The organism is Campylobacter sputorum (genome assembly GCF_002220775.1).
GTDB lineage: Bacteria > Campylobacterota > Campylobacteria > Campylobacterales > Campylobacteraceae > Campylobacter_F > Campylobacter_F bovis.
The window spans coordinates 636,794-663,761 of the sequence record NZ_CP019685.1; the positions used below are offsets into that span (position 1 = coordinate 636,794).

Below are 26,968 nucleotides of genomic sequence, written 5' to 3' on the forward strand. Positions count from 1 at the left end.
ATGAAAGTAGTTGTAAATGTAAGATTAAAAAGTGGAGTTTTAGATCCACAAGGCAAGGCAGTAGAGCATGCTCTTGCCTCTCTTGGTTTTGATAGCGTAAATAGTGTTAGGATTGGCAAGCAAATAGTTTTAGATGTAAAAGAAGCAGATGAAAACGATATCAAAAAAGATATAGAAGAAATGTGTGAAGAATTGCTTGCAAATACAGTTATAGAAGATTATGAGATAGTATTATGAAAGTAGCCATTATAAATTTCCCAGGCACAAACTGCGAGAGAGATACAAAATACGCTTTTGATAAACTAGATTGCGAAACTGAAATTTTGTGGCATAAAGAAGATACTATAAATGCTGATTTGGTAGTTTTGCCTGGTGGATTTAGTTACGGAGATTATCTAAGAACTGCGGCTATTGCTAAATTTAGTCCTATTATGAAAGCTGTTGTTAAACATGCTAAAAAAGGTGGTTATGTTTTAGGAATTTGTAACGGCTTTCAAATGTTATTAGAGTTAAAGCTTTTAAATGGAGCAATGAACAGAAATATAGGTCTTTCTTTTATATCTAAGTTTCATTATCTTAGAGTTGTTAGTAATTCAAATAAATTTCTTTCTAAATTTAACATTAATGATATTTTAAATATCCCTATAGCACACGGCGAGGGAAATTATTTTGTTGATGAAGATAGCTTAAAAGCTATGTATGATAACGAGCAAGTTTTGCTTAAATATTGCGATGAGTTTGGAAATTCGCTAAATCCAAATGGATCAGTTGACGATATTGCTGGAATTTGTGATGAAAATAAAAAGATTTTTGGTCTTATGCCTCATCCTGAGAGAGCTGTAGAAAAACTTTTAGGAAGTGAAGATGGTATAAATATGCTAAAAGGACTCTTATATTGAGATTTTTTTTAGTATCTATAATTTTCATATCAACTCTTTTTGGCGAACCTAGTGTATTTGATATGTTTAATGAAGCGTTATCTAAAGAAAATACCCAAAAGGATGAAAAAGATACAAAAATTTTAGATCTTTTTAAATCTACACAAAAAGATTCACAAGTAGATAAAAAAACGCAACAAAATAACCAAAATAATCAAATTAGCGTAGAAGAAATGCAAAATGTAGCTCCAACTGATGAGGTAAATTTAAATTTAAAAGATGAACAAATTTACGAAAAAGTTGAACCTACTAAAATAAATTTAAATGTATCAAATATGCCAAAAAGTGTATTGCAAAATGAGATTTTTAAATTTGATGTTATTGCAGATATTAGTGATAATATAGATATATCTATGCATACAGATATAACCACATCTTCAAATTTAGAAATTTTAAATTCAAACTTTGAATGGGTTGATATAGGAAATGCTAAATACAAAGCCATTATTTGGGCTGTTGTAAAAAGTAGCTCAAATACTAATATGGATTTAAAATTAACTTTAAATAAAAATGGAGAATTTTATCAATCTGCTTCTATATCTCCGCAATTTCCAAAAATAAATGTATTAAATACAAATTCAAATTTCTCGCAAATAGTTGCAGACAATTTAAAAATTTTAAAATACAAAACAAGCCATTTTGATGATAAAAATTACATAATGGTTGTTGAAGCAAGAGTAAAAAACGGCGATTTGTCGCTTTTTCATTTAAACAATAAACACATAATAAAACAAGGTGTGGATTCTATAAAAGGAGATTATAGCAATCAAAGTGCATTTTATTTTGTGACATTTGATCCCACTTTAAAAAGTTTAGATTTTAATTACTATAATACAAAGTCAAAGACATTCGAAAATTTCTCTTTAAAAGTTGAAGTTGAGGGTGATGAGATAAGCACTCAAATAGGATTAAATCCGCAGGAAAGCGAGTTTAAATTTTATAAAGATTTGCTTGTGTATTCTTTGATACTTTTCTTTGCTGCTATGTTTGTATGGAAAAGAAAGTATTATATGCTTGTTTTAAGCGTTTTTTTTATAGCAATTGCCATTTATAGTTATAATCCTTTTGGCAAAGCAACACTTATGGCAAACTCAAATGTTCGGATTATCCCAACAGAAAGATCTACTATTTTTTATATATCAAAAAATAATGAAAGCGTAAAGATACTTGGTAGCAAAGATGATTATAAAAAAATTCTGATGAAAGATGGTCAAATAGGATGGGTAAAAAGTGAAGCTTTGGTTAAAAATTAGAGCTTTTATCTATAGTGTTGAGTTTATTCTCTCTGTGTTATTGGTTATATTATTAATGGCTATATTTAGAAAGCATAATCATAAAATAAGAACTCTTTGGGCTAAATTTCAACTTGCTTTTATAGGTATTAAGATAGATTTTCATGGTAAATTTGATAATAGTGCAAATATGATTTTGATGAATCATCAAAGTTTGCTTGATATAATAGTTTTAGAAAGCATGTATCCGGGGAATTTGAGTTGGATTGCTAAAAAAGAAATAGGCGAAATTCCCATAATAGGACTTATTTTAAAACTACCAAAAATGATACCAATTGATCGTAAAAATCCGCGATCGATAGTTCAGCTTTTAAAAGATGTCAAAGATAGATTGGATGATGAGCGTGTTATAGCTATATTTCCAGAAGGAACAAGGGGTAGGGGGCAAAAGCTTCTTAAGTTTCAAACTGGTGCTAAGGTTTTAACTCAAAAGTTAAATTTAAAAGTTCAACCAGTAGTTCTTGTAAATACTAGAAAAATTCTAGATAGCAAAGACTTTACATTAAGCAAAGGAGTTATAAAGGTTATAGCTCTTGATATGATAGATACTAGCGATGAAAACTGGCTTGAAAAAACTAGAATAAAAATGCAAGAGTGTTTAGATAAAAATAGATGAATATAGCTTCATTGTTTGCTGTTGGATTTGGCGGTTTTATAGGTGCTTTGCTTAGATTTTATGTTGGTATTTTATGCATTAAACTTTTGCCAACACACTTTTATTTTTCTACTCTTATAGTAAATTTAATATCTTCATTTTTTATAGGATTTTTTCTAAGTTTTCTTATATCATCAAATTTAAAAAATTTCATAGTTGTTGGAATTTTGGGCGGACTTAGCACATTTTCCACATTTAGTTACGAAAATTTTATATATTTACAAAATGGCGAATTTATAAAGCTGTGTATAAATATCTTTTTAAATGTTTTCTTGTGCCTAGCTTTTTGTTGTATAGGAAATTTCATCGCCAAAGCATTTTACATTTAAAAATACAACGCTTTTTAGTGACAAAGCCGAATTTATCTGTATTTAAAGCAAGGCTAAATTTTCACGCAAGTTTTTAAATTAAGCAAGAAGTTTTTAGAGATAGCTTAAAGCTATCTCAAATTTATCTGAAATTATGCTCTGTTCCGAAGTATTTTTCTAAAATTTTCTTAAGAGCCTTTGTTTGAACTGAATCTTTTGGAGAGTTATTTAGTATATCCTCATAATCATACATTCTCTCATAGTAGTCGTTTGTATCTTGATCATTTATTCTCATCATAGCACTATCGATACTAGCACCTATAAACACACCTTTGTTATCGCTACTACTTCTTATATATGTTGCAAGCTCACCCATTTCATTTTTATAACCACTTCCAACCCCGTTTACAAAAGTCGCATCCGCATTTGCTTCTAGTGTTAATTGAGAGTCAAAAAAGTTTTTAAATGATCTTGATGTGTAAAATAGCATAACAACATCGCTTGATTGGTATCCAAGTTGAAAACCAAGTCCAGCACCTTTATAGTCAAAAAACAGAGGAGAAGACCATGTGTTATCATGATTTTTCATCACAAAAATTCCTTTTCCACCTTGAAAAGATAGCACCGCTCCGCCTTTTTTAAGTCCAAGTATAACTGCTATAGCTCTTACATTTTTCATATTTTTACTATTTGGAGTTATTTTTCTATCAATTGCAAAATCTTGCAATAAATTTGTAGCTGCATATACTTTTTGGTTTTGAACTATATCAGCATTTAAAAAACTAACTAAAAATGTGGCTATGAATAAAAGTTTTTTCATTTTAAATTCCTTAAAAAATTTATTTGTTATTATACATTTTTTTGCTTAATTTTTAGATAAATTTAAGCAAACTTTCATTGCATTTATAATACAATTGCTAAGCATTTTATATAAGAGTATATAAAGTGAAATTTTAAACAAGGAGAAAACCATGAAAAAAGGTTTTACTATGATTGAGTTGATCTTCGTGATCGTTATTTTAGGTATTTTAGCAGCAGTTGCTATCCCAAGACTTTCAGCAACTAGAGATGATGCTGAGGCTGTAAAAGCAGCGACAAATCTTTCTACTATTATAAGTGATTTAGGTGCTTACTATACTTCACAAGGTGCTTTTGCAGACGATTTAGCACAAATGACAAATGTTCAACTCACAGCAGCAGTAGAAGGTAAGGATGGTGGTGAAGGCGCAACTGGAAATTTGGCAGCAGCTGGAACTGATTGTCTTACAATTGTATTACATAAAGCAGTTCCTATAAATGAAAGTGAAGTTGGTAGCGGTAAACCAGCCCATATAGCAGTTACAGGTATAAATAATAACAATGCTATTTGTAAAAAAATTCATAGTATGGGATCAATTGATAAGATTTTGAATGGTAAATTTAAGTATCCAGCTGTCAAAACTGCTAAAACTAGTAACTCAGCTGCTGTAATAGAAGATGCAGATAGTAATAACGGAGAGTTTGCAGTAAGTGGAATGAGTGTTAAATTCTAATTTCTTTTAGAAATTTTATAAACACTATAAGCCCCTTGCTTTGAGGGGCTTTTTAAATTTAAAATATAAAATCCTTTTCTCTATAAGAATTCCTAAATATTTTTGTATAAAAGTTTCAAATTTTTCTAAATTTATAAAATCAATATTTTAATTTATTTTGACTAAAATTAAATTTTACTACTTCTAATTAATCTAATCAATGTGAGGGAAATTTTTGTTTTTTGTGATGATGGAGGAGTTTAGCAACCGCTATTTTAGCACAAATATATTGCTGTAAATCCTCAAAGTTACTTCCAAAATTTTATTTTATAAAAAACTAACTAAAAAGCTCACTATGATTTCCCAAATCAACAAGAGTTAATACTAAAATCTTATTTTCTTTTCTATGAATTAGCAAAAAATCAGGTCTTATAGCATTTTTTATATTCATCATTTAGGCTATGATTTTTATATCTTTTATCTAAAATTTCATCATTTGCTAACATATCAACGACTTTTTTTAACTCATTTACTAAGTCTTTATCGTGTTTTATTTTTTTTAAAAGATTTTTTGAAGTTTTTTGTATATGCGACTTTAAATTTAGTTATTTTCTAGCTCATCAAAAAGCTTATCAATGTTTGTGTAAAATTTAAATTTACTAGGATTTTTTATAATTTCATCACTTTGTTTTATAGCATTTAACATAGCAATCAAACTTGCGTCTGCATTTGGTATGGTTATAATCATATTTTTCCTTTTTTACTTTCATTATACTAAATTTCTTTTAAATCATTACTTTAAATTTGTGTATTATGTAATGATATTTAAGGTAAAAATTTATTAATAATAATTAGTTTAAATGATTCCAAAGTTTTAATTTATATAATTGCAAAAATAGATACAAAATATAGTAAGGTGGGGAATTTGATTTTTAAAGATTGCACAATTTTGTTTTTTATAAATATAGAAATTTTGTTAATTTAAAAGCAAAATTTGTGGAAAATTAAATGATTTCAATTTTGTTTTTTATCTTATCTTTACTATTTTTATTTTTTGTAAAACATAAATTTATTAAGATTTTTGGAGTTGCTTTTTGCTTTTTATTTTGCTTAATTAGTATTTTTAGGTCTATTTTCAGGTCATTTATATAAAGCTGGACAAGCTTTTATGCTTTTTTCTATTGGATATGTTTCTTATCTCCAATAATTTTTATTCAATTATTTTATATGATAGACGAATTATAGAATTAAAATAATATTTTAGTTAATAGTGTATAAAAACTCATTAGCTTTATTTTTCTTCTTTTTTAAGCTAAATCAATCTTTTTTATCAAATAATAAGTCATACCAAAAAATGCAACTATTCCAAAAATAGCAAAAAGCATTTTATAAGTCCTCCAATTCATTGATTTTTTTGATTATAACCTTAGCCCCAAATCCCAAAATTATACAATCAGCGACTATCGCAACGCATACTATCAAAGATTTTGTAATGCTAAGATTATCAAAATTTAAGAACAAATAACTAGCCATACCAAAAAGAGCGACTAATAAAGTAACTAGAAAGCTCTTTAATAAATCAATATAAGTTTTATTTTTATCAATCTTACTCATAGACGAATTATATCATATTTTTTATTGCACAAAACTTTTTCTTTCCAAATTTGTTACCATTGATTGAATAATATTATTTGAGTTGCTTGAATTTACTCCTACCATATCAAATTATCATTTGGGAGTTCAAATGAAAATTTAGTAGTTTGCATTTTGAGCCCTTTTTGCTTTCATTATACTAAATTTCTTTTAAATTATTACTTTAAATTTGTGTATTACGCAATGATATTTAAGGTAAAATTTATTATAATAATTGGTTTAAATGATTTCAAAGTTTTAATTTATATAATTGCAAAAATAGATACAAATATAGCAAGGTGGAGAATTTGATTTTTAAAGATTGCACAATCTTGTTTTTTATAAACATAGAAATTTTGTTAATTTAAAAGCAAAATTTGTGGAAAATTAAATGATTTCAATTTCGTTTTTTATCTTATCTTTACTATTTTTATTTTTTGTAAAACATAAATTTATTAAGATTTTTGGAGTTGCTTTTTGTTTTTTATTTTGCTTAATTAGTATTTTTAATGTTTTGTTGTTTCACTACACTGGAAGTTACTTAAATTTTGGAAATTTAAATATCTTTTTATTTAGCATTAAAGGTGCACCACTTTTAAGTTTTTATAAACAGATTTTATTTATTTTAGCTCTTATCTTTGCTAGTATTTTATTTAGTGTGATAGTTTATAAAAGAGTTAATTCATTTAAAAAAAGCTTTAAATTTGCAAATGTTTTGTGGGGAATTTCCGTGATTTTAGCGATTTGTTTTAATCCGCTTACAAACTCGCTTTTTCAAATGTATATAATCTCAAACTTTCAGTATCATCCAGCTTTTATTAAGAAATTCAATGAAGTTTATAAAAAGCCAGTTTTTCAAAAACCTTTAAAAAATAAAAATATAGTTTATATTTATTTAGAGAGTTTTAGTAGAAATTTCACTACTAAATTTGAAAACTTAACGCCAAATATCAATACTTTATCAAATAGACTTGAATTTTCTAATATAAATCAAATAAATAATGGTGCAAGTATTACATTAGAAGGACTTTTTGCAAGTGCGTGTGGGTATCCTTACTCTGTTTTGAAATACGCAAAAAATGATAATGTTAGGATATCGAATTGTGAGTTTAAAAACTCAAATATGATTTGTGCAAATGAGCTTTTAAAAAAGCTAGGGTATTACACTTATTTTATAAAAGGTGCCAGTTTAGAGTTTCAAAACACAAGAGGGTTTTTAGAATATATGAAGTATGATGAAATGCAAGGCAAAGAAGAGCTCTTAAAAAGAGGTGCTAAAAACTTAAACGAGTGGGGCGTGGATGATGATGAGATGTTTGAGTTTGTCTTTGATGACTTTTTAAGGCTTTCTCAAAGTAAAGATAAGTTTTTGCAAGTTGTATTAAATGTAGGAATGCATGTTCCAAGTGGCTTTATCTCAAAAAAATGTGAAAATTTAAAATACCTTGATGGCTCAAATTCTATGCTAAATGCTGCTAAATGCACTGACTTTTTGGTTGGCGAGTTTGTAAATAAAATCAGGGCTTCAAAATACTCTAAAAACACAATCATAGTTATGCAAAGCGATCACTTGTTGCCTTATAGTGTCGTTGATGGAATAAGTGATGAAAAAATGGGAGATTCTAAACTATTTTTTACGATTTTGGATGATGATATAAATGGCACAAAAATAGTGCAAAATTATGGTTCATCACTTGATACTTTTACTACTTTTTTGGGCTATATGGGGATAAGCAATGAGATGAATTTAGGTAGAAATATCTTAAAAGAAAAGTCAATCAACAAAAGTATCCCAGGTCTATTTTATCAAGGTGCAATGATGATAGGTGATAGCGTAGAGTATAAGTAGTTTTAAAAACAAAACTATCTTAGACTTTTTTCTCTATCTTTATAATCAGGCATTAGATTTTTTATAAATTCATAAAATTCTTTTTTATGATGTGGATATAAAAGGTGCGTTAGCTCGTGTAATATGACATACTCTATCAAATCCGCATTTTTAAAAATAAGATTTAAATTTAAATTTATATAACCTTTTTTAGTATTGCAACTTCCCCAACGCGTCGACATTTTGCGTATACAAATGCGGTTTATGGGTTTTTTGATATATGGTTTGTATGAATTTATATAATGAGTAAAAATTTCCATAGCTTTTTGTTTTAAGAATTTTTCTAAATTTGCTTCATTTTTAGTTACTAGTGTGTCTTTTATAAACTCTGTTTGTTTAGTATTTTCATCAAATTTAAGGTTATAAATTTTACCTAAAAATCTAATTTTATCTTTTGGTAAAAAATTTGATTTTATTTTTGATAAAGTTTTTTCTAGCCACTCTTTGTGTTTATTTAGCATTTCATAGACTAAATTTTCATTGAAATTATAAGGGATATTAAGCGAAATTTCGCCAGTTTTACTAACTTTAAGTCGTGCGTATTTTATCTTTTTTATTGTTAGATAAATTTCAAAGTTATGAAAATTTATACAAGTCTTTTGTTTTGCCATTTTTTACTTTTCCATCTATAAGTATTTGCAAGTCCTCTTAACCATTCATCACAAGTAAAACCTATCCAAACTCCTAAAATTCCCATTTGCATATAAATTCCAAGAAAATATCCAACAGGCAAAGAAACTCCCCACATAAAAATTATCCCCATTAAAAAAGGAAATTTTGCGTCCCCGCTTGCACGAAGAGAATTTACCATCACGATATTTAAAGTTCTACCAAGCTCTAAAATAAGGCTTAAGTAAAATAATGGTCTCATTATATTTTTTAGTTCATCATTTAGGTGGTATAGGTTCATTATAAATTCTTTTGCAAACAAAACTATACACAAAAATGCCGCCGTACTAAAAATACCAACTTTAAGTGCAAGAAATGCTTTTTTGTATGCTAAATTTAGCTCATTTGATCCAACAAGCCTTCCTACTATGACTTCGTTTGCTATACTTATAGCACTTCCTCCAAAAAATATAAAAGCTGAAATTTGAAAGTATATAGTTTGAACGCTTAGAGAATTTTCGCCCATACTTGCTACAAAACTAAAAGCAACTAGATACTGACCTATCCAAAGCAGATTTTCGCCAGCACTTGGCATACCAACTGATAGTATTTTTTGAAGTATTGAAAGTTTAAATTTAAAAAGCATTGCAAAGTAAAATTTAAGTCCTATTATCCCAAATAACACAAAACACAGCATAAAAATACCGATAAATCTACCAAAAGCTGTTGAAATTCCAACTCCAAGAAGTCCAAGATGAGGCATACCAAAAGGCTCGAACAAAACTATAGCGTTTCCTATAATGGTTATTAAATTTATTATAATAGAAACAACTAAAATATGCATTGTATAGCCATAAACTCTAATTATAGCCGATATTAGTATGGCTATGGCATCTATGAAAAATACCACAGATAATGCCCTTAAATAATATGTCGCATCTACTAAAAGTATGTCTGGAATGTTTAAAAGATGAAGTATTTCTTTGGAGAAAATAAAAACCAAAATGCCACAGATTAAGCCAAGTAGGGCATTAAAAGATATACTTATATGAGTTGCTTTTAGTGCAATTAGTTTTAAATTTGCCCCAAGTGCTTGAGCTACAAAAACAGAGCACCCAACAGCTAAAAAACTAAACACAGTTACAAAAAGGCTAAAAATTTGATTTCCAGCTCCCATAGCTCCAATTAAATTTACATCTATAAGACTTATCATATATGTATTTATGATTATAGTTGCAAGCTTTAAAATCATATCAAGATAGATTGGAAAAGCTAATTTGCTAAGAGAAAAAGTTTTCAAGTTTTATCCGTAAAAATGAGTTAAGAGCTAATTTTATCAAAAAAGTTTAAATTTAAAGCCTATTTGAGAGCCAACACCTTCTTTACTTAGTATGATTAATGAAATATCGTGAAGTTTAAGCATAAATTTAACTATATAAAGCCCTAATCCAAAAGAGTTATTCCAGTTGTTTTTATTTACGCGGTAAAATTTCTTTGTTACTAATTTTATCTCATCTTGTGGTATGCCTATTCCTTTGTCAATAACCATAAATTTGCCATTTTTTATCTCTATTAAAATATCATCTTTTGAGTATTTAAGTGCATTTTCTACTAAATTTGCTATAACTTGCTCGATCATAGTTTTATCTGCGTTCATAATGCTATTATTATCGCTATTTATGATGATATTTCTATTTTGATATTTTTCTTGCAGATTTTGAGTGACTTCCTTTGCAAGTTTAGATATATCAAAATCTGTCTTTTTTATATTTATCTCTTCATCTTCTAAATTTATTTTTAATCTATCTATAAGATTTGTTAGTTTTATGCAGTTTTTTTCTATCTTGTTTATGAATTTATTTTTTGTTGCTATGTCCATATTTGGATCATTTTGTATAGTTTGAATACTAGCTTTAATTATCGCAATTGGATTTTTAAACTCATGAGATATTGAGCTTAAAATTGCTTCAAGTTGCATATTTCTAAAGCGAATTTTAGCTGATTTTTTTCGATTTTTTTTATCCTTTTCTTGTAATTTTTCTTTTGTTAAATTTAAACTATCGTATAATAGTTTTAAGTCGGTACTTTTTGTATTTTCTAGAGCTACATTGTAATTGCTTTGTGAAATATTGCTTAAAAAGTCAATTATCTTATATATCTCTTTTTCTATGCGCGTTTGAAAAATTTTATATATGATAAAAAGAATTATAAAACAAATCGAAGCTATATTAAAACCTTTGTTTGTAAAAAGACTCATATCTGTTTTTGTTTGCTTTTTTTCTGAGGTAATTAATATGTTGTATTTTTTGTTTTGCAAATAAAGTCCAAGCATTTGTTTAGAATTTGGAGTTAAAAATTCAAATATCTCTGCGGTTTTTAATTCTTTTTTTAAAATTATATCTTTTAAACTTTTATCACTTAATATAATAGGTGAGTTTTTCTTATCGAAAATTCCTATATTTAGCTTTGTTTGTGCTGATACATAATCTATAAATTCTTCATTTAAATCTAAACTTTCGTGATTTAGAATTTTGGAAATATTTGTAATTTTTTGTTGTTGGGAAATTTCTGTAGCATCTTTTTGTGTTTTGTATGAAAAAAATGTATATGTTCCAAATGTGATAAGAAAAATGATGAAAAAATTAGCTAAAAAAAGGTGATTTATTTTTAGCACAAAATATACCCCTCGCCACGAATAGATTTGATATAATTTTTATTTTTATTTGGATCTATTTTTTCTCTTAGTCTTTTTATGGCTATGTTTACTGTTTTATCATTGGTATTTTCGCCATCCCATATAGTTTGAAGTAAGTAATCTCTGCTTAAAACTACATTTTTATTTTTGATAAGTTCTATTAGTAAATTTAGTTCAAGTTTAGTAAGCTCAATATGTTTATTTTCAACTAAAATTTCTCTACTTTGAGTATCTATAAAAATATCTCTATACTCGTATGTTTTAGAGTTTTTTGAAGTTCTTTTAAGAACAGCTTTTATGCGAGCAATTAGCTCATCTATATTAAAAGGTTTTGTTATGTAATCATCTCCACCAGCGTCAAATCCTTGTAATTTTTCATTGTTAGTTGTTTTTGCACTAAGAAAGATAACTGGAATAGTGTAGTTTTTCGCTCTTAATTCCCTTACAAAATCACTTCCTTCTATATCTTTTAAATTTCTATCTACTATAAGAAGATCAACATTTTCTTCATTTAAAAACTTTTCTATCTTTGTAGTATTTAAAAATCCTACTACTTCATAACCAGCTTTTTTAAGATTGTATTCTAATAAATCTATAATATCTTCTTCATCATCAATTACTGCTATGAGTTGTTTCATAAGTGCTCCTAAATTTGTGTATTTTATCTAAAATATGATTAATTATTCAATAAAGCTAAATTTAGTGCAAATTTAGTGCTTTTTTTATACAATGTTTTAAATTTAAATAAGGTAAATGAGTGGCGATAATCGACATTATAGATGGAAGTAAAAAATTTGGTTCAAAAGTTATTTTAGATGCGATAAATTTTAGTATAAATGATAAAGAAAGAATAGCAATAATAGGTAAAAATGGTGGCGGAAAATCCACGCTTATGAAAATATTGTGTTCTATTTACAGCCTTGATGATGGTAGAGTTATAACGCAAAATGGTGTGAATATACAGATGTTTTCTCAAAATCCATCTTTTGATGAAAATATGAGCATAAAAGAGGTTTTAAAAAAAGAGTTAGATGAAATTTTTGAAGCTAGGAAAGAGTATGAAAAAACCTTACATCTAATATCAGAAAATACAAATAATAAAGAATTTTTAGCAACTGCTGATAAGCTTATGAAATTTATAGAAAGCAAAGATGGCTGGAATATAGAAAATAAAATTCAAAGAGTGCTTGAAAATTTTAAACTAAAAGAATTTGAAAATAGAGCTATAATGAGCCTAAGTGGCGGTGAGATAAGGCGTGCTGCACTTGGTGCATTGATACTAAAAAAACCTGATGTAATGTTACTTGATGAACCTACAAATCATCTTGATGTTTATATGGTTAAATTTTTAGAAGATATGCTTCTTAACTCAAATCAAACTATAGTATTTATCTCTCATGATAGATATTTTATAGATAAGGTTGCAACTAGGGTTGTGGAGATAGAAGATGGTAAAATCACAAGTTTTAGTGGTGGATATAGTAATTATTTGATTAAAAAACAAGAAATGTTTGAATCTTTAGCAAAAACTCATGAAACTCTTTTAAAACAGCTAAAAAGCGAAGAAGAGTGGTTAAGAAGAGGTGTAAAAGCAAGATTAAAAAGAAATGAAGGTAGAAAACAGCGTGTTTTTGCTATGAGAGAAGAAGCAAAGAAAAACCCAAGTATAATACGAAAGGTTAAACTTGAGCTTCAAAGAGCTACTCAAAATTTTAGTCAAAGTTCTAGTCAAAACCGCAAAAAAATGCTTTTTGAATGCAAAAATATCTCAAAAACTCTTGGCGGAAAAAAACTTATAGATGATTTTAGTACTAGAGTTTTACAAGGCGAGAGAATAGGTATAGTTGGTAGAAATGGAAGCGGCAAAAGCACACTTTTAAAACTGCTTTTAGGAGAAATTGAGCTAGATAGTGGAGAAATAAAAAGAGGAGATATAAATATAGGATATTTTGATCAAACTAGGCGAAATATAGATGAAGATAAAAGTTTGATAGAAAATTTTTGTCCAAATGGTGGCGATCACATAATGGTAAAGGGTCGTTTTATGCATGTTTTTGGATATCTTAAAAATTTTTTATTTCAATTTTTAGATCAACCAGTTAGCACATTAAGTGGTGGAGAAAAAAACCGCTTAGCACTAGCTAAACTTTTCACAAAAGAATACGAATGTTTAATCCTTGATGAGCCTACAAACGATCTTGATATTGCTACCATAAATATACTTGAAGATTATTTACTAAACTTTAGTGGTGCTGTTATAATAGTAAGTCATGATAGATATTTTGTAGATAAGTTGTCAACTAAGCTTTGGGTTTTTGAAGATGGCGTTATAAATCAAACTCATATGGCTTATAGTGAGTATTTAGAATATGAAGATGAGTTAAAAGAGATAGATGAAATTTCATCAAATTTACAAAACGAAGAGATAAAACAAAAGCAAAAATCAAACGCAATCAAGCTTAGCTATAAACAAAATAAAATTTTAGAAGAACATCCTGCTTTGATAGAAAATATAGAAAACAAGATAAAAGAGCTAAATCACGCACTATCTACACCTCAAATTTATCAAGAAATAGGGCTTGAAAAACTATATCATGAGCTTGAAGATTATAAAAAACAGCTTGAAAAACTAGAAAATGAGTATTTTGAAGTTTTAGAGTTTAAGGAAAGCTTATCTTGAAAAAATTACGAATTTGCATAATTCAAACTGATATAATTATGGGTAAAAGTGATAAAAATTATCATAACATAGTTAATAAAATGCAACACGCTATAAAAGATAGACCAGATGTCATAGTTTTGCCTGAAACGCTAAATTTAGGCTTTTTTCCAAAAGAAAATTTATATAATCTTGCCGATAAAAATGGCAAAAAATCAAAAGAAATTTTTGGAGAATTTGCTAAAAAATATAGTGTAAATATCGTAGCTGGGAGTGTTGTAAATTTAAAAAATAACAAAATTTATAATACAAATTATAGCTTTGATAGAAATGGAAATGTTATAAATGAGTATGACAAAATACACCTTTTTACTCCATCAAACGAGCATAATTACTTTGAGAATGGTGATAAAATAAGTTATTTTTATATAGATGGCGTTAAATGCAGTTGTTTTATATGCTATGATTTGAGATTTCCAGAGATATTTAGAATAGCTGCTTTAAATGGCGTTAGTATAGTTTTTTTGCCAGCCCAGTGGCCTCTTAGTAGGAAAAATCATTTGCAAACATTGATAAAAGCAAGAGCTATAGAAAATCAGATTTTTATGTGTTCTTCATCTGCTTGCGGAAAGTTGGATAAGGTAATTTTAAGCGGACACTCAATGCTTGTAAATCCGCTTGGCGATGAACTTATGAGTTTTGATGAAAAAGAAAATATACAAAGTTATGATATAAATTTAGATGAAATTTTATTAGTGAAAGAAAAAATGAATATATTAAATGATATTAAATTTAAAATCTATGATAAAAAATTATCATAGATTTATAAAATTAGATTATTTTTCTACTGCTTCTATTTCGATATTTATATTTACTTTATCTCCAACCATTACAGATTGTTCGCCTACGCCAAAGTCGCTTCTTTTTATCTCGCCATCCAAAGAAAAGCCTATCATATTTTTACCATCTTTGTTTTTAGTAATTCCGCCAAAATCATAATTCAGAGTTATTGGTTTTGTAACTCCTTTTACTGTCATATCTCCTTTAATTTTCCCCTCACTTTCATCGCCTGGGATAAATTCTTTCATAACAAATTTCATTTCTGGGAATTTTTGTGCATCAAAAAAATCAGCTGTTCTTAAGTGATTATCTCTTTTTTCTATACCTGTATTTACAGATGCTACTTTTATAATTGATTCAATTTTATTTGGATATTTTTTATTTTCATCGAAGTCTATAATAGATGTATGATCTGTAAAAAATCCTTTTACATTTGAAACTTGCATATGTTTGATTTTAAAGCCTATAGATGAGTGAGCATTATCAACATTGTATTCTGCACCAATTAATGCAGAACCTGCAAATAAAGAAGTAGCAGTTGCAAAAGCTATGATTGTTTCTTTCATTTTAGTCCTTTATAATAAATTTTATTAATGATATAAAATTATTATAAACAAAAATTAATTTTTATATAAATAATCTATCATTTTATTACAAATTCAAATAAATTTATATAGAATGTATATAAAAAAGGATTTTTATGAAAGTAGCAATTATCATGTATGATAAGATGAGTTTACTCTCTTTTTCTCAAATTTATGAGTTTTTTAAGAGAGCAGATATAGCTTCTTTGAGTGTTGATTGTTGTGCTTTAAAATATGAGATAATAGACGAGTTTGGATTAAAAATATTGCCAGATATTCACTCTGAGTCCCTAGATGGATATGATATAGTTACCGTTCCTAGCGGTATTGGTGCTATGTCTTTAAGATATGATGATATTTTTTTAGCGTGGATAAGAAGTGCTAGAAAAGCTAATTTGAAAATTTCTTGTGATATGGGTGCATTTATATTTGGTGCTGCAAGAATGCTTGAAAATAAACAAGTATGTATAAGAGCAGGGTATATGAATGCTTTAAAGGAGTATTGTAATCCAAGCGATGGAAATGATTGTTTTTGTGAGGATGTATTTTCTTTTAGTGAATTTAATGATGATGTTATGTTTAAGCTTGAAAATTGCTTGTCTAAATTAATTTAAAGTTAAAAATGGTGCCCGAGGTCGGACTCGAACCGACACAAGGTTACCCTTACTAGATTTTGAGTCTAGCGCGTCTACCAGTTTCACCACTCGGGCTTTTTTAAAGTAAATTATGATTTTACTTTAAAAGATATAAAAGTTTGTTTAAATTTATAAAATTTCAAATAAATATTCTTCTTTATGTTTAATTTTTTTGATATCTATTAGTTGTAAGTTTTGGAAATTTATCTTACCTAGCTCATTTAGATTTTGTAAATTCGCTATAGCAATTTGTCTTAGAACTTCTCCCCTATAATGCTTTGCAAAATGGCTTACAACTTTGCCATTTTTTATAAATTTAAATGTAACATAAGGTTGTTTTATAGTATAAAAATTTTCATAAAAACTAGCTCTAAGGTCTATTATTTCGCTATTTTCTAAAAATTTATCTATTGATGGTGAAAATTCTTCGTTGTAAAATTTTTCAACTCTAAAATCTCCTATCTTTTCGCCTTGTTTTATTTTGTAGTTTGGTATCTCATCTCCGAGTTTTATAAATCCAAACAAATTTGAAAAAACAAAGACATTTTCATCTATGTATTTTTGGCATTTTTTATCTAAATTTTTGTATCTTAATGCGTCGTAAGCAACACCACTATATCTTAAAACCGCTTTTATGACGCCTTGTTTATAGATGTCATTTTTTAACTGATTTATATCATCAAGTTTTTTTAAACCAAACATTTTTGATAATTTTTCATCACTAGCAGTATTTATAAATTCGCTATATTTGTCTATGACAAATTTTCTCTTATCAAAAAGTTCTTCAAATATAAAAGACTTTTTGCTTATAAATTTTTGTTTAGATAGTGTCGTTTTGGTTTCGCTTGGCGAAAACAGAATTTTTATCATGGCTTGTCCTTTGAAGTTATTATATCAAAATAAATTTTTTAAAATTTATGTCGATATAAAAAAAGTGAAAATATTTTGGAACTAAAATTGCTTAACTTATATTAAGTTGTGTTTACAAGGATGAAATATGAGAATTACAAATCAATTAACAAATACAGAAGTGCTAAGAAACTATCAAAATAGCGCTAGTGCGATAAATAAATTTAACGCTAAATTAACAAGTGGCTTAGAGATACAAAATTCATACGATGATAGTAGTGTTTATGTTGATGGCGTTAGACTTGATTATGAAATTTCAACTATAGATCAAGTTTCTGAGGCGGCGAAAAAGGCCATTCATTACTCAAAAAATTCGGATAAAGCTCTTCAGGAATTTGTAAAACAGCTAGAAAATTTTAAAGTAAAACTTATACAAGCTGGAAACGAATCACATTCTTCCACTTCGCTTGGTGCTTTAGCAGATGAGCTTCAAGGCATCAAAAATTTCCTTGTTGATATAGCAAATACATCAATAAATGGTCAGTATCTATTTTCAGGTTCAAGTGTAACAACAAAACCAATTGGTCAAAATAATGCATATATGGGAAATAATGAAGAGGTAAAAGCAGTTGTTGGCTCTCATACAACCCTAGCTTACAATATACCAGGAGAAACTATCTTTTATGGAACAGATAGTGATTATTCTAAACATATCACAACAAACATTAAACTTACTGATAAAAGCGACGATGAAAATATAAAACATTTAACAGCAGACAGTAAAATAATGCATTTGATTGGAAAAGATTATAAAGTAGATAGGAAGCTAGAAACTGTCATGGATTTTACAGATAAAAATAAATATCAAAATACTGTTTTTTATCTTCAAGGTGTAAAGCCAAACAATGAGAGTTTTAATGCAAAATTTGAAATGACTTCAGATTCTAGTATGCAAGATTTGATGGATAAGATAGGCGAAGAGTTTGGTAATACTAAAAATAACAAAGTAGTAGATGTTTATTTAAATAAAGATGGTCAGATAAATATTGTTGATTTGAAAAAGGGAAACCAAGCGATTGATTTTTATATGGTAGCAGCTACGCAGCAAAGCGATGATGTAAATGTTATACCAGCTGGAACTAGCGGAATAGCTGGTAATGCAAACACATTAGAAGAATTAGAGCAGTTAAAAAACGATCCTAAAAATAATCTTTTAATAACAGAGTTTATAACCAGTAATTATACAGATAGTACTGGGGCTAAAACAAATGCTTTTGATTACGATAAAGTTAGATTTCAAAATAATGGGAGCCATGTTACTGGAACTATATCTCAAACTTTAAACTCAGATAGTAGCTTTGCAAAAGATACAACCAAACTTAGTGAAGTTGCAGCAGGAGAGATGGTTGGTTCAAAATTAGAAATGAAAGTTAGTTCAAAATCTGGTAAAGAATATACCATAACGCTTGATTTTACAGATAAAGATAATGCAAAGGTAAATTTTAAAGGAGATGGAATTGACAATACAACTCCTATTTATCATGGGGAGTGGAAAAATAACAAATTACCAAAAAATTTTGGAGATTTGCAAGGAATGCAAACTTCAGTAGGAGAAGTAACATTTAAACAACTAAACGACATTATAGCAATGGCTGTTAGTGATAATATACCAGCTGATGGGGCTACATTTGATGAATACAATAAAGCTATAGATAATACAAAAGGTAGCGTTGAGGTTAGTATGGATTATAAAGGTAGAATCGATATAAAAGATATGACAGATGCTACAAGTAAAATAAAATTAAGCTTGTATGATCCAAATGGTGGAAATTTTACAGCAGTTGGAACAACTACTAAGGGTCCAAATTTTACATTTTCAGCAAATAATGCAATTACTATAGATGAACCAAGTAATGATATATTTAATGATTTAGATGAGATGATAAAGGCTGTTAGATTTGGTTATTATAGATCAGACACTAATAGTGAAGATCCTAGAAATGCTGGAATTCAAGGAGCTTTAAAAAGGATAGATCATATAAGTGATCATGTTATAAAAAGTCAAACAAAATTAGGTTCTATGACAAACTCACTTGAAGCAACTGAAACTAGAGCTAAATTTATGAAAGTGAATGTTTCTGATATAAAAAATGAGCTAATAGGTGCTGATTATGCTGAAACATATCTTAAAATGACACAACATATACTTTCTTATCAAGCAATGCTTCAAGCAAGTGCAAAGATACAACAACTTAGTTTGTTAAATTATATGTAATGAAAAATTTGTTATAATCCATCTTTTATTAAAAAAGGATTGATTATTTTAAGAGAGAGTATATTAACTTTTGTAGTTTGTTTTTTGATATTTTTTGGCGTAGCTACGATATTGCCAGATTCTTCATTCGTTGGGATATTTGGCAATATTATCGGTAAATACAACTATAAGCTTTTTGGACTAATTTGTTATATATATCCATTTTTACTTATAGTGCTTGCTATATATTTTCGTAAAAATTTTAAAGGTTTTAATCTTAGGTTTGCTGAGCTTATTATAGGTATTTTGTTGCTTTTTTTCTCATTTTTACTTTTTCAAGGCAATTTCATAAAAGATCCTTATAAAGTAGGCGTGATAGGATATTATTCTATGCTTGGACTTAGAGATTTTATTGGAACTATAGGCGGAATTGTATTTAATTTGATGATATTTATAATATCTCTTGTTCTTATTTTTGAAGAAAATATAGTAGTGATATTTAAAAATGCTTTTATAGAGCCTGTTAAAAATTTAAAACAAGAAACTAAGCCTAGAAATATTTCAGCAGTTCAAAACAACTCTTTTGAACAAAACTATGATAAAAATAGCAATAAAAATTCATACGAAGAAGAAAATATAGAAGTTTGTAAAGAAGAAGTTTTAGAAGATATAGAAGAAAAAAATGTAGAGATAAAACAAGAAAAAACTCAAGATAAAGAGATTAAAGAAACTCCTAAAACTATAAAAAATGTAGAACTTGTAAATGAAGTAGCTGAAAACAAAAAGCTTCTTGATGAGCTTGAAAAAGGTAAGATAGAAAAACCAAATGATTTCTCTTTGCCTCCGCTTAGTTTTTTAAAAGATCCTCCTAAAAAAACTCAAAGTATAAATGAAGCAGAAATAGATAGTAAAATTTCAGATCTTTTAGATAAATTAAAAAGATTTAAGATAGATGGAGATGTTGTTAGAACATATACTGGTCCCGTAGTTACAACTTTTGAGTTTAAGCCAGCTGCACATATAAAAGTTAGTAAAATTTTAACACTCCAAGATGATTTAGCAATGGCACTTATGGCAAAAACTATCCGTATACAAGCCCCAATTCCTGGTAAAGATGTAGTTGGTATAGAAATTCCAAACAGAGACATACAAACTATATATTTAAAGGAAATTTTGCAAAGCGATATATTTAAAAATGCATCAAGTCCTCTTACTATCGCACTTGGAAAAGATATAGTAGGAGATCCTTTTATAACCGATCTTAAGAAACTTCCTCATTTGCTTATAGCAGGGACAACAGGAAGTGGAAAAAGTGTTGGTATAAATGCTATGCTTCTTAGTCTGCTTTATAGAAATAGTCCTAAAACTTTACGCCTTATAATGATAGATCCAAAAATGCTTGAATTTTCTATCTACAATGACATACCTCATCTTTTAACGCCTGTGATAACTCAAGCAAAACAAGCTATTACGGCTTTAGCAAATTTAGTAAATGAGATGGAAAGAAGATATAAGATTATGAGTCATACAAGGACTAAAAATATAGAAAATTATAATGAAAAGATTAAAAAATCAGGCGGTGAAACCTTTCCTTATATAGTTGTTATTATTGATGAACTTGCTGATTTAATGATGACAAGCGGTAAAGATGTGGAGTTTTATATAGGCAGGCTTGCTCAAATGGCAAGAGCAAGTGGAATTCATCTCATAGTTGCAACACAAAGACCAAGTGTAGATGTTGTTACTGGGCTTATAAAGGCAAATTTACCATCTCGTGTAAGTTATAGAGTAGGGCAAAAAATAGATAGTAAAGTTATACTTGATCAAATGGGTGCTGAGAGTTTGCTTGGTAGAGGCGATATGCTATTTACTCCTCCATCAAGCACTGGACTTATAAGGCTTCATGCACCTTTTGCTAGCGAAGAAGAGATAGAAAAGATAGTTGAGTTTTTAAAATCACAAGAAGAGGTTGTTTATGATGATAAATTTTTAAAAGATAGCGATGATAACTCTTCTAACTCTTCAAGTGGATCGGGGGTTGTAGATGGAGAACTTGATGAACTATATGAAGAGGCAAAAAATATAGTTTTAAGCGAAGAAAAAACTTCTATTAGTTATATACAAAGAAGGCTTAGGATAGGCTATAATAGAGCTGCAACTATAGTAGAACAGCTTGAAAATATGGGGGTTTTAACCGAACCAAACGCCAAAGGTCAAAGAGATATAGTTAAATAATAATTCTTCAAAAATAAATCTAATTTATAATTTATTTAAATTTATATATAATAAAACAACAATAAAAATTATATTGTATTAAGGAGATTGATGTGAAAATAGGTTTAAAGCTAAATTTAGCTACTGCTGGAATTGTAGTGTTGTGTATGGTTATTTTTTCTACATATTATAAGAGTATAATATTTGAAAATAAAAAGTTGGATTTTCAAAATTCTATAGATTCTACCCTTGTTCAAACAATAGGTGTTTTAGATATTTTTCATAAAAACAACCTTGCTTTAGCTAAGCAGATGTTTAATTCTTTCAAATCTTCTTTGGGGGAATTTGAAATAGATAATACCTCTATAGCAAACGCTAATGGCGTAAATGTGCCACTAATGCTTATGAATGGCAAAAGTGTTGTAGAAAATTTTGAAGTAGTAGATAATTTTACTAAAGCTTCATCAGGTGTAGCTACAATTTTTGTTTTAGATGAGGGGGGGGGATTTGTAAGAGTTACAACCTCTGTTAAAGATACAAACGGAAATAGGGTTTATGGCACAAAACTAGACACAAATAGCGAAGCTTACAAGTCTTTAATGAATGGACAAGATTATTTTGGTTTAGCTAATCTTTTTGGCAAAAACTATGTAACTGGTTATTCTCCTATATATAATATAAATAAAAAAATAATTGGTGCTACTTTTATAGGATTTGATTTTACTGATGGTTTAGAATCTATAAAAAAACATTTTATAGATTCAAAGGTAGCAAAAACAGGACAATATGCTATAACAATAAAAATGCCAAATGGGGAAATAAGAAATATTGTAAATAAATTTGAACCTAAAGAAGGATATATATTTTCTAAGCATAAATTTGATGAATATTCTTGGGATATAACAGCTTTTGCACCAATTAGTGATTTTCAATCTGATGTAGATAGATTAAATTTTATATTTTATATAGCTATTTTAGTGGTTACTGTTATCTTGATTATAGCTACAAGTTTGCTTAGTAAATTTGTAATAACAAATAACCTAAATGTATTATATAATCAAGCAAAAGAGCTAAATAGTGATGATGGTGATTTAACCAAGAGAGTAAAGATATCATCAAAAGATGAGATAGGAAATGTTGCTCGTGAATTTAACGGCTTTATAGAAAAAGTTGGCGGTATTGTTGCGTCTATAAAAGGTAGTTCATCAAAAAATTCAGACATTTGTAAAAATTTATCCAATATATCAAATGAAACAAAAACTATAGTAGAGTTTAACTCAAATTCGTTAAATGAGAGTTCAAAATATATAAATCAAAGCTTAGATTCTATGAATGCAAATACACAATCTATGAATGAAATTTCAAATAAATTTTTAGAATTAAACAAAAATGTTTCAAATATGAATACACTTATGAAGCAGTTTTCTAATGATATAAATTTGGTTTCTCAAAATGAAAATGAAGCAACGGCTAAATTTATAGAACTAAAAAATCAAGCAAATGAGATAAAACAAGTTTTAGAAATCATAAGCGATATTGCCGATCAGACAAATTTATTATCGTTAAATGCAGCTATTGAAGCTGCTAGGGCTGGTGAAGCAGGAAGAGGATTTGCCGTGGTTGCCGATGAGGTTAGAAATTTAGCTGAAAATACACAAGCTTCTCTTGACAATATAAATCAAAAAGTAAGCGCTGTTATAACAAGTATAAATGAATCAAGTAAAACTATAGAGCAAAATAGTGCATCATTTGCTGGAATTATGAATAAATCTGAAAATATCACAAATACAATCAACAATGTTTCAAATGAACTTAACATTACAATAAAAGAAAATGATGAGTTGGCTAAGAATTTTAAACTTTCTATCGATGGAATTTATAACGATATTTTAAAACTAAACGAAGTTGTAAAAAACAACGCAAAAACAGATATGGCTGTTGAGGATATGAATAGCCAAATAGATACTTTAAACAAGATAAGTTCAAATTTAGATTCAAAACTTTCAACTTTCAAAGTTTAGTTTTTTTCTCATATTTGTAAATTTACAAATATGAGATTTTTTAGTAATAATAAATTAAAGATTATGTGTTAAAATTGTGCCTAAAATGAAAAAAGGTATATTTATGCAAGATTGGATAAAAAAATTTAAACAAACCGGTCTTTTAAAAGTTATAGAAGATAAAGTTGACATAGATAGAGAAATAGCCCACATTAGTTACTTAGAAGTAAAAAAAGATGATTCAAAAGCACTTTTATTTACAAACCCTGTTGATAAAAATGGCACTATTTTTCCGCCCGTTCTTACAAATATATTTGGCAGTTTTGAAGCCTTAGAACTTATATTAGGAAAAAATCCTGAGCAAATAGCAGATGAAATAAACAATCTTTTGAAGATAAAAAAACCTAAAGGTTTTATGGAAAAAATTCATTTTTTGTCTTATCTTTTAAGCTTAAAAAATGTTTTTACAAAAAGATTAAAAGGAGAGGGTGAGTGTCAAAAGATAAAACACTTAGAAGACAAAGTAGATCTTTTTAGCCTTCCTATCCTTAAAACTTGGGAACTTGATGGCGGACATTTTATAACAATGGGTCAAGTTTATACAAAAACTCTAAATGGAGAAACTCAAAATTTAGGAATGTATCGTTTGCAAGTTTATGATAAAAATAGACTTGGAATGCATTGGCAAATTCATAAAGATGGTGCAAATTTTTATAAAGAATATAAAAAAGCCGGGGTTAAAATGCCAGTAAGTGTTGCAATAGGAGGCGATCCTTTGTATATTTGGTGCGGACAAGCTCCACTTCCAAAAGATATTTTTGAGCTTTTACTTTATGGTTTTATAAGAAAAACGCCTGCTGAATTAGTAAAAAGCTTAACAAATGATATTTATATTCCACATGATGTTGATTATGTTATAGAAGGATTTATAGATACTGAAAATTTTGAGCTAGAAGGTCCATTTGGTGATCACACTGGATTTTATACACCAGTTGAGCCATTTCCTGTTATGGAGGTTAAGGCTATAACTCATAAAGAAGATCCTATTTTTCACGCTACTGTTGTTGGCAAACCACCTTTGGAAGATAAATATATGGGTTATGCAACAGAAAGGATATTTTTACCACTTTTTAAAACTACTGCTCCAGAATTGATTGATTATAAAATGCCAGAAAATGGAGTTTTTCATAACTTAATACTTGCTAAAATGAACTGCTTGTATCCAGCCCATGCTAAACAGATGATGCATACATTTTGGGGTGTTGGGCAGATGAGTTTTGTAAAGCATGCGATTTTTGTAGATGAAAAAGCACCAAAGTTAGAAAATTTTGTAGAACTTGCTAAATATATTTTAAATCGCATTAGTTCAAAAAGTCTTATATTTAGCGAAGGAGTTTGTGATCAACTTGATCATGCTAGTCCAAATTCGTGTTTTGGTGGGAAATTAGCCATTGATGCAACCATAAATTTAAATCCAAACAGTGTAAATACTTTAAATGATAATGAACTTCTTGCTTTGTTTGCAAAAGAAGATGAAAATATTTTAAATTTAAAACAATATTTCACAGATACAAAAAATCCTATATGTTTTATAAATTATAACAAAGTTGATATAGTTAAAAAAAGCTTTGAAAAGCTAAATAAACTCAAAGAATATTTTAAAATTTTAATCTTTTTTGATGAAAATGCAAATATCCAAAATCTTTATATGAGTGTTTGGAGAGTTACAAATAATATAGACGCCCTAAGAGATATTTTTATAGATGGCGAGCAAATATGCATAGATGCAACTTCAAAATCAAAAATGGATAATTATGAGAGAGCTTGGCCAAAAGAGACTAATTGTTCTAAAGATGTTATAGAAAATTTAATAAATAAAAATATTATAGAAGATGATAAAGAATTGTTTTATAAATTTGAAATTTTTGGCTAAAACATACATAAAATAGTATTTAAATGATTTTTTTAATGATTGATATCAATCATGGAATTAAAGAGTAATTTACTCTAAAATACCATCATAAATTTTTAAAAAGGATATTATGATGAGTAAAGAAAACTTAGAGATGTTTTGTCATCAATGTGAGATGAGTGCACCTAGAGGATGTGGCTCAAAGGGTCAAAGCACGGGAACTTGTGGTAAAGATAGCACACTAGCAAATTTGCAAGATATGATGATTTTTGGGCTAAAAGGTATGAGTGCTTATCGCCAACATGCAAATGAACTAGGATTTAACACAAAAGAAGTTGATGATGTGATAGCTGATACACTTTATTTTACGCTTACAAACTCAAATTTTAACTTTGATGAGCATATCGCACAAGTTTTAAAAGTTGGTAAAGCTGGTGTAAAAGTGATGGATATTTTAAGTAGTGCACATACAACTATTTTTGGTACCCCAAGTCCTGTAAAAGTTACTCAAAACAAAGCTAGTGGTAAAGCAATTTTAGTTAGCGGACACAATCTTTTTGCACTAAATGAACTTTTAAAACAAACTGAAGGAAAAGGTATAAATATCTACACTCACTCAGAAATGCTCCCAGCACACGGCTATCCAGAGCTTAGAAAATATAAACATTTAAAAGGGAATATTGGTAAATCATGGTTTGATCAAACTAAACTTTTTAATGAGTTTAAAGGTGCTATTTTAATGACAACAAACTGTATTGTGCCACTTAGAAGCAACTGTGAATATGCACATAGACTTTTTGGATACTCTATAGCTGGAACAAATGGCGTTACTCATATACAAAATTATGATTTTTCGCCTTTAATCAAAAAAGCTTTATCTCTTCCTGAAATAACTGGTTTTGATAGTGATGAATATGTTATAACAGGTGGGCATTACAAAGCTATGTTACCTATGGCAGGAGAAATTTTAGAAGCCCTAAAAGATGGTAAAATTCGCCGCTTTTTTGTAATAGCAGGTTGTGATGCACCTGGAAAAGGAAGAGATTACTATAGAGAGCTTGCAATATCACTTCCAAAAGACTGCATTATTTTAACTTCAAGTTGTGGAAAATTCCGTTTTAATGATATTGATTTTGGTGTGATTGAAGGAACAAACATCCCAAGATATATTGACTTAGGACAATGTAATGATAGTAACGGTGCTGTTAAAATAACATTTGCGCTAAGTAAAGCTACTGGCATAGCTGTAAATGATTTGCCAGTTTCAATAGTGCTAATGTGGATGGAACAAAAAGCTGTGATAATCTTAATGGCGCTTTTATATCTTGGTATAAAAAATGTCCATGTAGGTCCATCTTTACCTGAATTTTTTAACGATAAAATTTTAAATTTCTTAGTTGAAAAATTTAATATAGCTTTGATAAGTGGCGACACTAAGGCTGATTTAAAGAAATTTCTAGGCTAGTAAATTTACTGTGTGTGGTAAATCCACG

At 28.2% G+C, this 26,968-nt stretch carries 25 protein-coding genes, 1 tRNA gene and 2 pseudogenes; 16 read left to right on the plus strand and 12 right to left on the minus strand.

Annotated elements, in window-relative coordinates:
• Genes purS through CSPB_RS03265 form a run of 5 tightly spaced genes read left to right on the plus strand, consistent with a single transcriptional unit; the run spans position 1 to position 3,214 of the window.
• Positions 1–237 (plus strand): phosphoribosylformylglycinamidine synthase subunit PurS, encoded by a 237-nt coding sequence (purS, locus tag CSPB_RS03245; protein ID WP_089193126.1) that lies wholly within the window; start codon positions 1–3, stop codon positions 235–237.
• Positions 234–899: a phosphoribosylformylglycinamidine synthase subunit PurQ gene (gene purQ / locus CSPB_RS03250; protein WP_089193127.1), complete on the plus strand. Its 666-nt coding sequence runs from the start codon at positions 234–236 to the stop codon at positions 897–899. Before purS ends, purQ begins: the two co-directional genes overlap by 4 nt.
• On the plus strand, positions 896–2,191 hold the full coding sequence (locus CSPB_RS03255; protein ID WP_089193128.1) for an SH3 domain-containing protein: 1,296 nt from the start codon (positions 896–898) through the stop codon (positions 2,189–2,191). The genes purQ and CSPB_RS03255 overlap by 4 nt, the downstream gene beginning before the upstream one ends.
• Positions 2,169–2,846 (plus strand): lysophospholipid acyltransferase family protein, encoded by a 678-nt coding sequence (locus CSPB_RS03260; protein ID WP_235606497.1) that lies wholly within the window; start codon positions 2,169–2,171, stop codon positions 2,844–2,846. The genes CSPB_RS03255 and CSPB_RS03260 overlap by 23 nt, the downstream gene beginning before the upstream one ends.
• A complete protein-coding gene (locus CSPB_RS03265) occupies positions 2,843–3,214 on the plus strand; it encodes a fluoride efflux transporter FluC (protein WP_089193129.1) in 372 nt (123 codons plus the stop codon). Before CSPB_RS03260 ends, CSPB_RS03265 begins: the two co-directional genes overlap by 4 nt.
• 121 nt (positions 3,215–3,335) lie before the next feature.
• On the opposite strand, the gene CSPB_RS03270 is transcribed toward CSPB_RS03265, so the two are convergent.
• A complete protein-coding gene (locus CSPB_RS03270) occupies positions 3,336–4,013 on the minus strand; it encodes a lipid-binding SYLF domain-containing protein (protein ID WP_089193130.1) in 678 nt (225 codons plus the stop codon).
• Between the two features lie 151 nt (positions 4,014–4,164).
• Between CSPB_RS03270 and CSPB_RS08940 the strand changes: the two genes are divergently transcribed.
• On the plus strand, positions 4,165–4,725 hold the full coding sequence (locus CSPB_RS08940; protein WP_089193131.1) for a type II secretion system protein: 561 nt from the start codon (positions 4,165–4,167) through the stop codon (positions 4,723–4,725).
• 316 nt (positions 4,726–5,041) lie between these two features.
• Here CSPB_RS08940 and CSPB_RS08795 read toward each other — a convergent pair whose 3' ends face one another.
• The 4 genes from CSPB_RS08795 to CSPB_RS08520 all read right to left on the minus strand — a co-directional run bounded on the left by CSPB_RS08795 (position 5,042) and on the right by CSPB_RS08520 (position 6,318).
• Positions 5,042–5,155, minus strand: coding sequence for a type II toxin-antitoxin system RelE/ParE family toxin (locus CSPB_RS08795; protein ID WP_227484145.1), 114 nt, complete (start codon positions 5,153–5,155; stop codon positions 5,042–5,044).
• On the minus strand, positions 5,127–5,291 hold the full coding sequence (locus CSPB_RS08800) for a type II toxin-antitoxin system YafQ family toxin (protein WP_319803224.1): 165 nt from the start codon (positions 5,289–5,291) through the stop codon (positions 5,127–5,129). The genes CSPB_RS08795 and CSPB_RS08800 overlap by 29 nt, the downstream gene beginning before the upstream one ends.
• Before the next feature lie 14 nt (positions 5,292–5,305).
• Entirely contained in the window at positions 5,306–5,452 is a 147-nt protein-coding gene (locus CSPB_RS08580; RefSeq protein WP_161492181.1) for a hypothetical protein, read from the minus strand.
• 638 nt (positions 5,453–6,090) lie between these two features.
• Positions 6,091–6,318: a hypothetical protein gene (locus tag CSPB_RS08520; RefSeq protein ID WP_151899137.1), complete on the minus strand. Its 228-nt coding sequence runs from the start codon at positions 6,316–6,318 to the stop codon at positions 6,091–6,093.
• A 409-nt stretch (positions 6,319–6,727) separates the two neighbouring features.
• Between CSPB_RS08520 and CSPB_RS03285 the strand changes: the two genes are divergently transcribed.
• Complete coding sequence (locus CSPB_RS03285; protein WP_089193132.1) at positions 6,728–8,185, plus strand: sulfatase-like hydrolase/transferase; 1,458 nt, start codon at positions 6,728–6,730, stop codon at positions 8,183–8,185.
• 14 nt (positions 8,186–8,199) lie between these two features.
• Here CSPB_RS03285 and CSPB_RS03290 read toward each other — a convergent pair whose 3' ends face one another.
• From CSPB_RS03290 to CSPB_RS03305, 4 genes are read right to left on the minus strand one after another with little or no spacing between them, the layout of a single operon-like run.
• Positions 8,200–8,835: a M48 family metallopeptidase gene (locus CSPB_RS03290; protein WP_089193133.1), complete on the minus strand. Its 636-nt coding sequence runs from the start codon at positions 8,833–8,835 to the stop codon at positions 8,200–8,202.
• Positions 8,811–10,133: an MATE family efflux transporter gene (locus CSPB_RS03295; RefSeq protein WP_256363471.1), complete on the minus strand. Its 1,323-nt coding sequence runs from the start codon at positions 10,131–10,133 to the stop codon at positions 8,811–8,813. The genes CSPB_RS03290 and CSPB_RS03295 overlap by 25 nt, the downstream gene beginning before the upstream one ends.
• A gap of 36 nt (positions 10,134–10,169) precedes the next feature.
• On the minus strand, positions 10,170–11,507 hold the full coding sequence (locus tag CSPB_RS03300; RefSeq protein WP_089193134.1) for a sensor histidine kinase: 1,338 nt from the start codon (positions 11,505–11,507) through the stop codon (positions 10,170–10,172).
• Positions 11,501–12,166 (minus strand): response regulator transcription factor, encoded by a 666-nt coding sequence (locus CSPB_RS03305; RefSeq protein ID WP_089193135.1) that lies wholly within the window; start codon positions 12,164–12,166, stop codon positions 11,501–11,503. The genes CSPB_RS03300 and CSPB_RS03305 overlap by 7 nt, the downstream gene beginning before the upstream one ends.
• Before the next feature lie 119 nt (positions 12,167–12,285).
• Between CSPB_RS03305 and CSPB_RS03310 the strand changes: the two genes are divergently transcribed.
• Positions 12,286–14,208, plus strand: coding sequence for an ABC-F family ATP-binding cassette domain-containing protein (locus tag CSPB_RS03310; RefSeq protein ID WP_089193136.1), 1,923 nt, complete (start codon positions 12,286–12,288; stop codon positions 14,206–14,208).
• Positions 14,205–15,008: a carbon-nitrogen family hydrolase gene (locus CSPB_RS03315; RefSeq protein ID WP_089193137.1), complete on the plus strand. Its 804-nt coding sequence runs from the start codon at positions 14,205–14,207 to the stop codon at positions 15,006–15,008. Before CSPB_RS03310 ends, CSPB_RS03315 begins: the two co-directional genes overlap by 4 nt.
• 15 nt (positions 15,009–15,023) lie before the next feature.
• Here the strand turns inward: CSPB_RS03315 and CSPB_RS03320 are convergent, their stop codons facing one another.
• Positions 15,024–15,593, minus strand: a complete 570-nt coding sequence (locus CSPB_RS03320) for a YceI family protein (protein ID WP_089193138.1) — start codon at positions 15,591–15,593, stop codon at positions 15,024–15,026.
• A 134-nt stretch (positions 15,594–15,727) separates the two neighbouring features.
• Here CSPB_RS03320 and CSPB_RS03325 point away from each other — a divergent pair, with 134 nt between their 5' ends.
• Entirely contained in the window at positions 15,728–16,225 is a 498-nt protein-coding gene (locus CSPB_RS03325) for a helix-turn-helix domain-containing protein (protein WP_033915547.1), read from the plus strand.
• A 9-nt stretch (positions 16,226–16,234) separates the two neighbouring features.
• Here the strand turns inward: CSPB_RS03325 and CSPB_RS03330 are convergent.
• A tRNA-Leu gene (locus CSPB_RS03330) sits at positions 16,235–16,321 on the minus strand.
• Positions 16,322–16,375: 54 nt separating this feature from the next.
• Complete coding sequence (locus CSPB_RS03335) at positions 16,376–17,116, minus strand: YaaA family protein (RefSeq protein WP_227484146.1); 741 nt, start codon at positions 17,114–17,116, stop codon at positions 16,376–16,378.
• A 127-nt stretch (positions 17,117–17,243) separates the two neighbouring features.
• Here CSPB_RS03335 and CSPB_RS03340 point away from each other — a divergent pair, with 127 nt between their 5' ends.
• The 6 genes and pseudogenes from CSPB_RS03340 (at position 17,244) to hcp (ending at position 26,940) form a co-directional block, all read left to right on the plus strand.
• Positions 17,244–19,370 carry a flagellin N-terminal helical domain-containing protein gene (locus CSPB_RS03340; protein ID WP_089193139.1) on the plus strand — a complete coding sequence of 709 codons (2,127 nt, stop codon included), beginning with the start codon at positions 17,244–17,246 and terminating at the stop codon, positions 19,368–19,370.
• A 39-nt stretch (positions 19,371–19,409) separates the two neighbouring features.
• Positions 19,410–21,584 (plus strand): DNA translocase FtsK, encoded by a 2,175-nt coding sequence (locus tag CSPB_RS03345; protein WP_418219544.1) that lies wholly within the window; start codon positions 19,410–19,412, stop codon positions 21,582–21,584.
• Positions 21,585–21,730: 146 nt separating this feature from the next.
• Positions 21,731–22,720, plus strand: a pseudogene (locus CSPB_RS09055) (Cache 3/Cache 2 fusion domain-containing protein); the annotation flags it as partial.
• Between the two features lie 354 nt (positions 22,721–23,074).
• Positions 23,075–23,584: pseudogene (locus tag CSPB_RS09060) on the plus strand (methyl-accepting chemotaxis protein); the annotation flags it as partial.
• A gap of 103 nt (positions 23,585–23,687) precedes the next feature.
• Complete coding sequence (locus CSPB_RS03355; protein WP_089193141.1) at positions 23,688–25,496, plus strand: menaquinone biosynthesis decarboxylase; 1,809 nt, start codon at positions 23,688–23,690, stop codon at positions 25,494–25,496.
• A gap of 112 nt (positions 25,497–25,608) precedes the next feature.
• A complete protein-coding gene (gene hcp / locus CSPB_RS03360; protein ID WP_089193142.1) occupies positions 25,609–26,940 on the plus strand; it encodes a hydroxylamine reductase in 1,332 nt (443 codons plus the stop codon).
• Positions 26,941–26,968: the final 28 nt, after the last annotated feature.

Excerpts from the sequence above, each read along its gene's own strand:
- purS (WP_089193126.1), top strand. The coding sequence starts at position 1 with ATGAAAGTAGTTGTAAATGTAAGATTAAAAAGTGGAGTTTTAGATCCA.
- purQ (WP_089193127.1), top strand. The coding sequence starts at position 234 with ATGAAAGTAGCCATTATAAATTTCCCAGGCACAAACTGCGAGAGAGAT.
- CSPB_RS03265 (WP_089193129.1), top strand. The coding sequence starts at position 2,843 with ATGAATATAGCTTCATTGTTTGCTGTTGGATTTGGCGGTTTTATAGGT.
- CSPB_RS03270 (WP_089193130.1), bottom strand. The coding sequence starts at position 4,013 with ATGAAAAAACTTTTATTCATAGCCACATTTTTAGTTAGTTTTTTAAAT.
- CSPB_RS08940 (WP_089193131.1), top strand. The coding sequence starts at position 4,165 with ATGAAAAAAGGTTTTACTATGATTGAGTTGATCTTCGTGATCGTTATT.
- CSPB_RS08795 (WP_227484145.1), bottom strand. The coding sequence starts at position 5,155 with ATGAATATAAAAAATGCTATAAGACCTGATTTTTTGCTAATTCATAGA.
- CSPB_RS08580 (WP_161492181.1), bottom strand. The coding sequence starts at position 5,452 with ATGATTATAACCATACCAAATGCAGACGCAAGTTTGATTGCTATGTTA.
- CSPB_RS08520 (WP_151899137.1), bottom strand. The coding sequence starts at position 6,318 with ATGAGTAAGATTGATAAAAATAAAACTTATATTGATTTATTAAAGAGC.
- CSPB_RS03285 (WP_089193132.1), top strand. The coding sequence starts at position 6,728 with ATGATTTCAATTTCGTTTTTTATCTTATCTTTACTATTTTTATTTTTT.
- CSPB_RS03290 (WP_089193133.1), bottom strand. The coding sequence starts at position 8,835 with ATGGCAAAACAAAAGACTTGTATAAATTTTCATAACTTTGAAATTTAT.
- CSPB_RS03305 (WP_089193135.1), bottom strand. The coding sequence starts at position 12,166 with ATGAAACAACTCATAGCAGTAATTGATGATGAAGAAGATATTATAGAT.
- CSPB_RS03320 (WP_089193138.1), bottom strand. The coding sequence starts at position 15,593 with ATGAAAGAAACAATCATAGCTTTTGCAACTGCTACTTCTTTATTTGCA.
- CSPB_RS03325 (WP_033915547.1), top strand. The coding sequence starts at position 15,728 with ATGAAAGTAGCAATTATCATGTATGATAAGATGAGTTTACTCTCTTTT.
- CSPB_RS03335 (WP_227484146.1), bottom strand. The coding sequence starts at position 17,116 with ATGATAAAAATTCTGTTTTCGCCAAGCGAAACCAAAACGACACTATCT.
- CSPB_RS03340 (WP_089193139.1), top strand. The coding sequence starts at position 17,244 with ATGAGAATTACAAATCAATTAACAAATACAGAAGTGCTAAGAAACTAT.
- CSPB_RS03355 (WP_089193141.1), top strand. The coding sequence starts at position 23,688 with ATGCAAGATTGGATAAAAAAATTTAAACAAACCGGTCTTTTAAAAGTT.
- hcp (WP_089193142.1), top strand. The coding sequence starts at position 25,609 with ATGAGTAAAGAAAACTTAGAGATGTTTTGTCATCAATGTGAGATGAGT.